This is a genomic window from Rhodoferax sp. PAMC 29310, from assembly GCF_017948265.1.
In the GTDB taxonomy this organism is placed as follows: Bacteria; Pseudomonadota; Gammaproteobacteria; order Burkholderiales; family Burkholderiaceae_C; genus Rhodoferax.
The window spans coordinates 3,771,941-3,782,612 of sequence record NZ_CP072852.1 but is presented as its reverse complement, the minus strand read 5'-3'; the positions used below and the strand labels follow the sequence as shown (position 1 = coordinate 3,782,612).

The window sequence follows — 10,672 nt, the reverse complement described above, 5'->3', positions numbered from 1 at the left end:
GAGCGCCCAGCCTCGTCTTTTCAGCCGATTACTTGATGTCGGCCTTAGCGCCGGCTTCAACCAGCTTCTTCTGAGCAGCTTCAGCGTCAGCTTTGGACACGCCTTCTTTGACGTTCTTAGGTGCGCCGTCAACCAAGTCCTTGGCTTCTTTGAGGCCCAGACCGGTGATCTCGCGAACCGCTTTAATGACGGAAACCTTAGCTGCACCAGCCTCAATGAGAACAACGTTGAACTCAGTCTGCTCTTCGGCAGCAGCAGCGGCACCGCCACCGGCAGCGGCTGGAGCGGACATCGCAGCAGCGCTTACGCCAAATTTCTCTTCGATGGCTTTCACCAAGTCGTTGAGTTCCATGACCGTCATGCTGTCCAGCGCGGTCAAAAATGCGTCTTTATCGAATGCCATTTTTATTTCCTAACAATATTGATTACTACAAGCTACAGGCAATTAAGCCGCAGCTGTTTCAGCGGGAGCGTCAACTGGTGATTCTTCGACACCGGCGCCTTTTTTCTCCGCGATTGCCGCCAGCACACGTGCGGTGCGGGAAATCGGGGATTGCAACAAGCCCAACAATTGCGCGAGCAAAACTTCCTTGGAAGGAATACTTGCCAATTGCTTTACGCCGTCCACATCCAAGGCTTTTCCGCCGTACGCACCTGCACGAATAACCAATTTAGCATTGGTCTTCGCAAAGTCGACCACCACACGGGCGGCCGCAACTGCGTCTTCAGAAAAGCTATAGATCAGCGGACCAGTCATCTGATCGGACACGACGTCAAATCCGCTACCTGCGACAGCACGACGGGCCAAGGTGTTTTTCAACACACTCAGGCTAACGCCGTTGCTGCGCGCGGTTGAGCGCAATTTAGTCATGTCAGCGACCGAGATGCCACGGTATTCCGCCAGCACGAGCGTTTGAGCTTTTTCGGCGAGGCCAGTCACATCACTGATGACCGCTTCTTTCTCACTGCGATTAAGACTCAAGGTCTACTCCTTAAATTGTGTTTCATGGCAAATTGCCAATCAACACGCTACATTGCAGCGACCAACTGTTCAGGAAATTCATCCATCTGCAGCGGGATCGCCATCTGCGTTGGTTTCAAATGATTAAGTACTTAAGCGCACGAATACGCATTGCACACCAACGGTCTTGGATGACCTGCCCAACTAATTAGCTGGACAGCCCACCACATTGAGTGAGTCTTTCAACTCACTCAAATTATTTGCAATTACGCTGCGATGGATTGCAAGTCGACGCGAACGCCAACACCCATCGTGCTCGAAACCGCAACTTTTCTCAAATACAGGCCCTTGCTGGTTGCAGGCTTGGCTTTAACCAATGCCTCAACCAATGCAGCCAAGTTGCCTTGCAGCTTGTCGTTGTCAAAAGAGCGACGACCAATTGTCGAGTGAACAATACCGGCTTTATCAACACGGAACTGCACCTGACCAGCTTTGGCATTTTTAACCGCCGTCGCGACGTCTGGAGTGACCGTACCAACCTTAGGGTTAGGCATCAAGCCACGTGGCCCAAGGATCTGACCCAAGGTACCAACAATGCGCATGGCATCAGGTGCGGCGATCACGATGTCAAAGGGCATGTTACCCGCTTTGACCATGGCAGCCAAATCTTCCATACCAACGACATCAGCACCAGCGGCTTTGGCTTCGTCAGCTTTTGCGCCTTGAGCGAACACCGCAACACGCAAAGTTTTACCCGTGCCATTTGGCAGCACAACAGCACCGCGAACGACTTGGTCAGACTTCTTGGCGTCAATGCCAAGCTGAACAGCTACGTCGATGGATTCGTCGAATTTAGCGCTGGCGCACTCTTTCACGAGTCCCAACGCGTCAGCCAGAACGTACAGCTTGCCGCTGTCAACTTTGCCGACAAAAGACTTTTGTTTCTTGGTCAACTGAGCCATTTACACGCCCTCCACAATCACACCCATTGAACGGGCAGAGCCGGCGATGGTACGAACGGCAGCGTCCATATCAGCGGCGGTCAAGTCTTTCATTTTGGTATTTGCAATTTCCTCGAGCTGTGCACGGGTAATCTTGCCAACTTTGTCAGCTTGAGGACGAGCAGAACCCTTGTCAATCTTGACTGCCTTTTTGATCAAAATCGACGATGGTGGCGACTTGATAACAAAAGTGAAGCTCTTGTCTGCAAAAGCGGTGATCACCACTGGCAATGGCAAACCTGGCTCAACACCTTGAGTCTGAGCGTTAAACGCCTTGCAGAACTCCATGATGTTCAAACCACGTTGACCCAATGCTGGGCCGATGGGGGGGGATGGGTTGGCTTTGCCGGCTGGTACTTGCAGCTTTACAAAACCGACGATTTTTTTCGCCATGTTTTTCTCCTAACGGGTAATAGCGCCATGCGTCTGCCAACTATTTGGCACCGGCCAGCTCCCCGACAATAACGACTCATTTTTTTCAATTCACACCGAGTCGGATAGCGTGAAATCTGTAAATGTCTGCCGCTAATCCCAACAGGGGCCGGCGTGCAAACAAATTTACAAGTTAAGTCTTCTCAATCTGAGAAAACTCCAACTCAACAGGTGTCGAGCGCCCGAAGATCGTGACGGCAACGCGCACCTTGCTCTTTTCGTAGTTCACATCCTCAACCGATCCATTGAAATCAGTGAATGGACCTTCTTTGACCCGAACAAACTCACCCACCTCAAACTCAACCTTGTGGCGGGGCTTCTCGGTTCCCTCTTGCATCTGATTGACAATTTTCATGACTTCCGCTTCGGAAATCGGTGCTGGCCGGTTCTTGGCCCCACCCACAAAACCAGTCACTTTATTGGTGTGCTTCACCAAGTGCCAGGTATCGTCATTCATGATCATTTCAACCAGGACATAGCCAGGGAAAAATTTACGCTCGGTGGTTTTCTTTTGACCATTCTTGATCTCAACCACCTCCTCCATGGGAACCAAGATTCGTCCGAACTTGCTTTCCATACCTGCCCGGTGGATACGCTCGAGAATATTTCGCTCGACCGCTTTCTCCATACCCGAGTACGCATGAACAACATACCAACGCAAATCTGGGTTGCTTGGCGCCGTTGCTAATACCTGCGCCGCACCCGGGGCTTCATTCGGAGGAGTTTCCACCACATCAGTCATTACTTTCTCCACCCTAGAATCAAGTCATAAAAAAGCCACTCGAGCGTCTTGTCTGTCAGCCAGAGGAACACTGCCATGACCAACACAAACACGAACACATAGGCCGTCATTTGTATTGCTTCTTTTCGAGCTGGCCAAACAACTTTTTTGACCTCTTTAAGAGTATCACGACCAAAAGCGATCAAAGCCTTACCAGGCTCAGAGGTAAAAAAGACAACGATTGCAATCGCCAAGCCAGCCAGCAAGCCACCCCACTGGGCAACAGGCCCTTGCTTACTTAACAAGTAGAAAGCCGCCAAGGCCAGAACGACTAAAACGGCAGCCGCAGTCAATTTGACCTTGTCGGCGCCGGTACTTACAGTTTCAACTTGTGGGTTGGCCATTTTTTCTCTATCTTGCGTCTTTCAACGTCATACAAAATCAGCCATCTTTAGACGCTGAAGCCCGCTATTCTCATAGCGGGCTCAAATTCCACCTTATCAATTGATATCAGGTGGCAGGGGCGGAAGGAATCGAACCATCAACCTTCGGTTTTGGAGACCGACGCTCTGCCAATTGAGCTACGCCCCTACTAAAACTATTTACGCGATGATCTTGGCAACCACGCCGGCGCCAACAGTCTTGCCGCCTTCGCGAATAGCGAAGCGCAAGCCTTCTTCCATGGCGATCGGGTTGATCAACTTCACAGTGATCGACACGTTATCGCCAGGCATCACCATCTCTTTGCCTTCTGGCAACTCGATCGCACCGGTCACGTCCGTGGTACGGAAGTAGAACTGGGGGCGGTAGTTGTTGAAGAAAGGTGTGTGACGACCGCCTTCATCTTTGGACAAGACATAGATCTCGCCAGTGAAATGAGTGTGGGGCTTGATCGAACCTGGCTTGCACAGCACTTGGCCGCGCTGCACGTCTTCACGCTTGGTGCCACGCAACAAGATACCAACGTTGTCACCTGCTTGACCTTGGTCGAGCAATTTGCGGAACATTTCCACGCCGGTGCAAGTTGTCTTCTGTGTATCAGAGATACCAACGATTTCGATCTCTTCGCCGACTTTGACGATACCGCGCTCGATACGACCGGTCACCACGGTGCCACGTCCAGAGATAGAGAACACGTCTTCCACTGGCATCAGGAACGCGCCGTCAACAGCACGCTCTGGCAGGGGAATGTAGGTGTCCAGTGCATCGGCCAATTTCATGATGGCTTCTTCACCCAAGACACCCTTGTCGCCTTCCATGGCGAGTTTGGCGGAGCCGTGAATGATCGGTGTGTCATCACCAGGGAAATCGTACTTGTCGAGCAACTCGCGAACTTCCATCTCGACGAGCTCGAGCAACTCGGCATCGTCCACCATGTCGCACTTGTTCAGGAACACGATGATGTAAGGCACGCCAACCTGGCGAGCCAACAAGATGTGCTCGCGGGTCTGAGGCATAGGGCCGTCAGCTGCGGAGCAGACCAGGATCGCGCCGTCCATCTGGGCAGCACCGGTGATCATGTTTTTCACATAGTCAGCGTGTCCTGGGCAGTCAACGTGTGCGTAGTGACGGTTAGCGGTCTCGTACTCCACGTGAGCGGTATTGATGGTAATACCGCGGGCCTTTTCTTCGGGTGCTGCATCAATTTGATCGTAGCCTTTGGCGGTGCCGCCAAATTTTGCCGCCAACACCGTGGTGATGGCCGCAGTCAGCGTGGTTTTGCCATGGTCAACGTGACCGATGGTGCCCACGTTGACGTGGGGCTTGGTACGCGCGAATTTTTCTTTTCCCATTTTCAAACTCCGAAAAGTAATGGATCGTCAAACCAATCAACAAAGCGCGCCAAACACTTCAACGCACCAAAATTTGGTGCCCATTCCGGGAATCGGACCCGGGACCTCTCCCTTACCAAGGGAGTGCTCTGCCACTGAGCCAAATGGGCTTTCTGACTCACCAAAGGCAAACCAGACAAAATTTATTCAAAAAATTGATCGTGGAGCGGGGTAGGAGAATCGAACTCCTCGCTTTAGCTTGGAAGGCTAAGGTATTACCACTATACGAACCCCGCGCAAGAGTGCTTGGAAAGTCAACACCAAACACCATCATCACTCAGGCCATCGCCTCAACAATCAATCATCAATGGTGGAGAGGGCTGGATTCGAACCAGCGTACTCGTAAGAGGGCAGATTTACAGTCTGCTGCCATTAACCACTCGGCCACCCCTCCACAATGAGCCTCAAATTATGCCATGAAATTTAAGTTCAACCTAAATTATATTCAAAGAATCGCCTTTCCAGACGACAGGCGAGTGATTGTTTTGAATGAGATAGCTATTTGCAAGGCTGAAGTGCCTACATCCTATAAACGGCTGCGGCGGACGCAGTGCGGACAAAGGCGAGGGGTGATTGGCGACCAAAACCAGATGCGTGGATTGCGTGTCTGACGCTTCGATGACAGGTCGCATGGCCTGCGCATGCGCCCCCCAAAGCATAAAGACAACCCCTTTATTGGTTGCAACCACGGCCTGGACCACCGCGCGGGTAAGCACCTCCCACCCTTGTTGCGCATGACTGGCGGGCAAGCCGTCTTCGACAGTGAGGCAAGTGTTAAGCAACAGGACACCCTGCGTGGCCCATGCATGCAGGCTACCGTCCACGGGAAAGTCAACGTCGGAAGGCCCCAATTCGGGGTCTCGACTGATTTCCTTGTAAATATTACGTAGCGATGGTGGCAGCCTATACCCCTGTGAAACCGAAAAGGCAAGCCCCTGTGCCTGGCCTGGCCCGTGGTAGGGGTCCTGACCGATGATGACCACCTTGACCTTTGACAGCGGCGTCAGCTCCAAAGCGCGAAGGGGATGGCCAGGGTAGATGGTTGCGCCAGCGACCAAGCGTTGACGCACGAAGTCAGCCAACGCTCTTCCCTGCGGACCGGCAAAAAAACGATTCACAAGGGGTTGCCAATCAGAGGAAATCGTCCAGCGCTCAGGCGCCCAAGCGGCCAGCGAGTTCGAAGTGCCAGCAGCCTTTTGGCCCTCCTCAAAAGCCAAAGTTGCTTGATGAGCGTTTGCGTTGCCCACGGGGCTGCGGCTACTCAAATGAAAACAGCGCCGCCAAGGCTTCGCCCGGATCGGCGGCGCGCATGAAGGCCTCACCGACCAGAAAGGCATTCACACCAGCGGCCCCCATGCGCAGCACATCGTCCCGCAAATGAATGCCGCTTTCGGTCACCAAAAGCCGGTCCGCGGGCACATCCCGCATCAGGGCCAGCGTGGTGTCCAGTGACACGTCAAACGTCTTCAGGTTTCGATTATTGATTCCCACCAGAGGCGTCTTGAGCTTGAGCGCACGCGCCAACTCAGCCGCGTCGTGCACCTCGACCAACACCGCCATGTCCAAGCGATGTGCAATCGACTCGAATTCGGCCATCTGCGCGTCATCCAGACAGGCTGCAATCAGCAAAATTGCATCAGCGCCCATGGCGCGTGATTCGTACACCTGGTAGGCGTCAACGATGAAGTCTTTGCGCAGCACCGGCAACTGGCATGAGGCGCGGGCTTGCTTGAGGAAGTCGACACTCCCCTGGAAAAACTGCACGTCTGTGAGCACTGACAAACAGGCAGCGCCATGCTCAGCATAGGTTTGCGCAATGTCAGCCGGGATAAAGTCTTCGCGCAGCACGCCCTTGGAAGGACTCGCTTTTTTAATTTCAGCAATCACAGCGGGTTGGCCAGCCGCGATTTTGGCGCGCATGGCACACACAAAGTCGCGTGTCAACACGCGGGATTCGGCGTCAGCACGAACCACGTCCAGTGATTTTCGCGAGATCGCAGCGGTAACTTCCTGACGCTTGACGGCGACGATTTTGTCCAGAATATCAGTCATGCGGGGGTGGCTCCTGCGAGCCTTTCTTCAAAATTTTGACAAAAACGCGGTGCATCACCAGACCCACCACGACGAAAAGAACGGAGACACCCAAGGCAATCCAGGCACCCTCCCCCTTCAAAAGCACGTCCACGTCAGCTCGCGCTCAACTCTTTCGAGCGTGCGACCAGTTGCTGTAGTTTGGCCTTGGCCGCACCCGACTCAATGGCGGCGCGGGCCAACTCAACGCCTGCCACCATGGAATCAGCCACGTTGGCTGCATACAAAGCCACCCCCGCATTCAGCATGACGATGTCTTTGGGCGCGCCAGGTTCATTATCCAAAACGCCGAGCAACATCGCCATCGACTCCTCTGGCGTCTCCACTTTGAGCGCCCGGTTGCTGGCCATGATCATGCCGAAATCCTCAGGGTGAATTTCGTACTCGGTGATTTCACCGTCCTTGAGTTCCCCCACCAGGGTGGCGGCGCCCAAGCTCACCTCGTCCATGCCGTCTTTGCCGTACACCACGACGGCATGCTCCGCCCCCAAGCGCTGCAAGGCGCGCACCTGAATGCCCACCAAGTCCGGGTGAAACACGCCCATCAAAATATTGGGGGCACTGGCCGGGTTGGTCAAAGGTCCCAGCAAATTGAATAGCGTCTTGATGCTCATCTCTTTGCGCACCGGGGCAACATTTTTCATGGCCGGATGGTGGTTGGGGGCAAACATGAAACCCACTCCAACCTCGGCCACACACTGGGCAATGGCCGCTGGCGAGAGGTTGATATTGACGCCCAGCGACTCCATCACATCCGCACTGCCGCTCTTGCTACTGACGCTGCGCCCGCCATGTTTGCTGACCTTGGCACCCGCCGCTGCCGCCACAAACATGGCGCAGGTAGAGATATTGAAGGTGTGCGAGCCGTCCCCGCCGGTGCCCACAATATCCACCAAGTTTGTTTTGTCGGCGATGTGAACCTTGGTGGAAAACTCGCGCATCACTTGCGCGGCGGCAGTAATTTCACCAATGGTTTCCTTCTTCACGCGCAAGCCGGCGGTGAAGGCGGCAATCATCACCGGCGACCACTCACCCTGCATGATTTGACGCACGATGTAGAGCATCTCGTCATGAAAGATTTCCCGATGCTCGATGGTGCGCAGCAAAGCCTCTTGGGGTGTGATTTTGAGTCCTTGGGTCATGGAAATTCCTTATCGATCATTGAACGGGATTGTCGGTCAAGGCCAACTTCAGGCCAAACCCCATGAACAGCACACCTGCTACACGCTCCAACCAGCGCATGCCGGATTGCAGCGCGGCAAAGCGCTGGGAAATCACAACACCGGCGGCGGCATAGGCCAAATTCACCCAAAAAGCGTTGAAGTTGAATATCAAGCCCAGCAGCAGGAAAGCACCCGTGGCGCTGGGTGCGCCCGGTGCGATGAACTGCGGCAAAAACGCCAGAAAAAACAGGGCCACCTTCGGATTCAAGGCATTGGTCCAGAACCCTTTCAAAAACACTTTTTTCAAGTGATTTAGGTCGCTGCCCCTTACTGAGTATGAGGGAGTCGCTATGACACTCGTAGCATCCTCCGCCGTAGACTGTGCGGCTGATGGAATGGCTGAGTCTGACTCCTTCACCCCCGTTTTCTTTGACCGGATCATGCCCCTCACATCCAGCATCGACCAGCCCACGTAGACCAAATATGCGGCCCCCAGCCACTTCAGGGCCGTGAAGGCTGTGCTGGACGCCGCCATCAGCGCGCTCACCCCGAGGGCCGCCGCAGCAATGTGCACAAAACAACCGGCGGTGATGCCTGCGGCGGCGACAGCGCCAGTGCGCCAACCACTTTTGACGGCATTTGTCAGGATGTAGAGCACATCGGGGCCCGGCGTCAGATTCAGCAGCAGGCCAGCCACGATGAAGAGGCCCAGGTTGTCGATTCCGTTCAGCATGGATGACCTTTTGCTTGCGGCCCTGCCTAGGCCGTGAAGAACTGGCGCATCACCCGAATCGTGTGGTCAATGCCGGCTTCATCGACATCCAGATGCGTGACGAATCGCAGTTGGTACAAGCCGGTGGCCAAAACGCCATGTTCGGCCAGCCAAGCCATCAAGGTGCCCGACTTCTGTCTGGCCTCCCCCAACAGATTGACGAAGAGAATGTTGGTGTGCGGCGCCTCCACCACCACGCCAGGCAGATCTTGCAGGCCATCCGCCAGCCGCTTGGCCAAGGCGTGGTCGTCCGCCAAACGGTCCACATGGTGCGTCAAGGCAAAACTGCCTGCGGCGGCGAGCAGCCCGGACTGGCGCATGCCGCCGCCTGCCATTTTGCGAATGCGCAGGGCGCGCGCCATCAGCTCGCGGCTGCCGCACAGCACCGAACCCACCGGCGCGCCCAAGCCCTTGCTCAAGCACACCGACACGCTGTCAAAACACTGGGCAATACGCCGGGCCTCAGTCTGCGCGTCGGAGCCTGTTTGTGCGGCTTGCGCCACGGCCGCATTGAACAGCCGTGCGCCGTCCAGATGACGAGCCAGCCCACGCTCTCGCGCCAGGTCTGTGGCTTGCTGGAGGTAGTCAAAAGGCAGCAGCTTGCCACCCAGCGTATTTTCCAGCGCCAGCAAACGAGTACGGGCAAAGTGCGGGTCGTCGGGTTTGATGGCAGCTTCAATATCGGCCAGTGCCAGCGAGCCATCCGGCTGATGATTCAGTGGCTGGGGCTGCACGCTGCCCAGCACGGCCGCACCGCCGCCCTCCCAGCGGTAGGCATGGGCCATTTGGCCCACGATGTACTCATCCCCGCGCTGGCAATGCGCCAGCAAAGCGCACAAGTTGCTCTGGGTGCCCGTGGGCACAAACAAGGCTGCCTCGAAGCCAAGCATCGTCGCCAGTTGCGTCTGCAAGGCATTCACACTGGGGTCGTCGCCAAAGACGTCGTCGCCCAGCGGCGCGGCCATCATGGCCTCGCGCATGGCCGGGGTCGGTTGCGTGACGGTGTCGCTTCGCAGGTCCACACGCATGACAGGTAGTTTATTCATCAAATCAGCCTCCAGCCCTTGCCAGTCGTGCGCAAGCAGCTATTTTTTACATAGTTAAATCAGGGACGCGGTGCGAGAAAGTTCTGCAACATCGCGTGGCCGTGCTCGGTCAAAATACTTTCCGGGTGGAACTGCACGCCCTCAATGTCGAGTGAGGTGTGCTTCACGCCCTGAATCTCGCCGTCATCCGTCCACGCCGTGACCTTGAGACACGGCGGGCAGGTTGCCCGGTCAATCGAGAGCGAGTGGTAGCGGTTCACCGTGAACTTCTCGGGCAAGCCCGCAAACACCCCTTCTTGGGTGGTGGTGATGACGCTGGTTTTGCCATGCATCAGCTCTTGGGCCCGCACGATCTGGCCGCCAAAGGCTGCGCCAATCGACTGATGTCCCAGACACACGCCCAGAATCGGCAACTTGCCGGCAAAGTGCTGAATCGTCGCCACCGAGATACCCGCCTCGGCCGGCGAGCAAGGCCCGGGCGAGATCACCAAGCGGTCCAGTTGCCCGGCCTTGAAACGGGCGTCGATGTCAGCCACCGTGATTTCATCGTTGCGAACCACCTCCACCTCGGCTCCCAATTCGCCCAGGTACTGGACGATGTTGTAAGTGAACGAGTCGTAGTTGTCGATCATCAGGAGTTTGATTTTTGCGCT

13 protein-coding genes and 4 tRNA genes are annotated in these 10,672 nt (G+C 55.4%); all 17 read right to left on the bottom strand.

All coding sequences use genetic code 11. From position 1 onward, the window contains the following. Positions 1-28 precede the first annotated feature (28 nt). The 17 genes from rplL to J8G15_RS17540 all read right to left on the bottom strand — a co-directional run bounded on the left by rplL (position 29) and on the right by J8G15_RS17540 (position 10,663). Entirely contained in the window at positions 29-403 is a 375-nt protein-coding gene (gene rplL / locus J8G15_RS17620; protein ID WP_210543796.1) for a 50S ribosomal protein L7/L12, read from the bottom strand. Positions 404-445: 42 nt separating this feature from the next. Further along, positions 446-982 (bottom strand): 50S ribosomal protein L10, encoded by a 537-nt coding sequence (gene rplJ, locus J8G15_RS17615; RefSeq protein WP_210543794.1) that lies wholly within the window; start codon positions 980-982, stop codon positions 446-448. A gap of 245 nt (positions 983-1,227) precedes the next feature. After that, positions 1,228-1,923 carry a 50S ribosomal protein L1 gene (rplA, locus tag J8G15_RS17610; protein WP_210543793.1) on the bottom strand — a complete coding sequence of 232 codons (696 nt, stop codon included), beginning with the start codon at positions 1,921-1,923 and terminating at the stop codon, positions 1,228-1,230. Beyond that, positions 1,924-2,355 carry a 50S ribosomal protein L11 gene (gene rplK / locus J8G15_RS17605; RefSeq protein WP_210543791.1) on the bottom strand — a complete coding sequence of 144 codons (432 nt, stop codon included), beginning with the start codon at positions 2,353-2,355 and terminating at the stop codon, positions 1,924-1,926. It abuts the gene before it with no gap. A gap of 172 nt (positions 2,356-2,527) precedes the next feature. Continuing rightward, positions 2,528-3,136, bottom strand: a complete 609-nt coding sequence (nusG, locus tag J8G15_RS17600) for a transcription termination/antitermination protein NusG (protein WP_210543789.1) — start codon at positions 3,134-3,136, stop codon at positions 2,528-2,530. Next, positions 3,136-3,519: a preprotein translocase subunit SecE gene (secE, locus tag J8G15_RS17595; RefSeq protein WP_210543787.1), complete on the bottom strand. Its 384-nt coding sequence runs from the start codon at positions 3,517-3,519 to the stop codon at positions 3,136-3,138. Before secE ends, nusG begins: the two co-directional genes overlap by 1 nt. Before the next feature lie 111 nt (positions 3,520-3,630). Continuing rightward, a tRNA-Trp gene (locus J8G15_RS17590) sits at positions 3,631-3,706 on the bottom strand. An 11-nt stretch (positions 3,707-3,717) separates the two neighbouring features. Beyond that, a complete protein-coding gene (gene tuf / locus J8G15_RS17585; protein WP_210542424.1) occupies positions 3,718-4,908 on the bottom strand; it encodes an elongation factor Tu in 1,191 nt (396 codons plus the stop codon). A gap of 74 nt (positions 4,909-4,982) precedes the next feature. Next, positions 4,983-5,057 (bottom strand) — tRNA-Thr (locus tag J8G15_RS17580). A gap of 52 nt (positions 5,058-5,109) precedes the next feature. Beyond that, positions 5,110-5,183: transfer RNA gene (locus tag J8G15_RS17575), tRNA-Gly, on the bottom strand. 72 nt (positions 5,184-5,255) lie between these two features. Further along, positions 5,256-5,341: transfer RNA gene (locus tag J8G15_RS17570), tRNA-Tyr, on the bottom strand. 40 nt (positions 5,342-5,381) lie between these two features. Beyond that, positions 5,382-6,164 carry a uracil-DNA glycosylase gene (locus tag J8G15_RS17565; RefSeq protein WP_370627555.1) on the bottom strand — a complete coding sequence of 261 codons (783 nt, stop codon included), beginning with the start codon at positions 6,162-6,164 and terminating at the stop codon, positions 5,382-5,384. A 40-nt stretch (positions 6,165-6,204) separates the two neighbouring features. Next, positions 6,205-6,999, bottom strand: coding sequence for an indole-3-glycerol phosphate synthase TrpC (trpC, locus tag J8G15_RS17560; RefSeq protein ID WP_210543784.1), 795 nt, complete (start codon positions 6,997-6,999; stop codon positions 6,205-6,207). A 134-nt stretch (positions 7,000-7,133) separates the two neighbouring features. Then, a complete protein-coding gene (gene trpD / locus J8G15_RS17555) occupies positions 7,134-8,180 on the bottom strand; it encodes an anthranilate phosphoribosyltransferase (RefSeq protein WP_210543782.1) in 1,047 nt (348 codons plus the stop codon). A gap of 16 nt (positions 8,181-8,196) precedes the next feature. Beyond that, positions 8,197-8,931, bottom strand: coding sequence for a LysE family translocator (locus J8G15_RS17550; protein WP_370627554.1), 735 nt, complete (start codon positions 8,929-8,931; stop codon positions 8,197-8,199). A gap of 29 nt (positions 8,932-8,960) precedes the next feature. Next, positions 8,961-10,019, bottom strand: a complete 1,059-nt coding sequence (ltaE, locus tag J8G15_RS17545) for a low-specificity L-threonine aldolase (protein WP_240538356.1) — start codon at positions 10,017-10,019, stop codon at positions 8,961-8,963. Positions 10,020-10,078: 59 nt separating this feature from the next. Then, a complete protein-coding gene (locus J8G15_RS17540; protein ID WP_210547649.1) occupies positions 10,079-10,663 on the bottom strand; it encodes an aminodeoxychorismate/anthranilate synthase component II in 585 nt (194 codons plus the stop codon). Between the last annotated feature and the right edge of the window lie 9 nt (positions 10,664-10,672).

What these genes read in the sequence shown, in the direction of transcription:
- secE (WP_210543787.1), bottom strand. Translation starts at nt 3,519, where the DNA reads ATGGCCAACCCACAAGTTGAAACTGTAAGTACCGGCGCCGACAAGGTC.
- nusG (WP_210543789.1), bottom strand. Translation starts at nt 3,136, where the DNA reads ATGACTGATGTGGTGGAAACTCCTCCGAATGAAGCCCCGGGTGCGGCG.
- rplK (WP_210543791.1), bottom strand. Translation starts at nt 2,355, where the DNA reads ATGGCGAAAAAAATCGTCGGTTTTGTAAAGCTGCAAGTACCAGCCGGC.
- rplA (WP_210543793.1), bottom strand. Translation starts at nt 1,923, where the DNA reads ATGGCTCAGTTGACCAAGAAACAAAAGTCTTTTGTCGGCAAAGTTGAC.
- trpD (WP_210543782.1), bottom strand. Translation starts at nt 8,180, where the DNA reads ATGACCCAAGGACTCAAAATCACACCCCAAGAGGCTTTGCTGCGCACC.
- ltaE (WP_240538356.1), bottom strand. Translation starts at nt 10,019, where the DNA reads ATGAATAAACTACCTGTCATGCGTGTGGACCTGCGAAGCGACACCGTC.
- trpC (WP_210543784.1), bottom strand. Translation starts at nt 6,999, where the DNA reads ATGACTGATATTCTGGACAAAATCGTCGCCGTCAAGCGTCAGGAAGTT.
- tuf (WP_210542424.1), bottom strand. Translation starts at nt 4,908, where the DNA reads ATGGGAAAAGAAAAATTCGCGCGTACCAAGCCCCACGTCAACGTGGGC.
- rplL (WP_210543796.1), bottom strand. Translation starts at nt 403, where the DNA reads ATGGCATTCGATAAAGACGCATTTTTGACCGCGCTGGACAGCATGACG.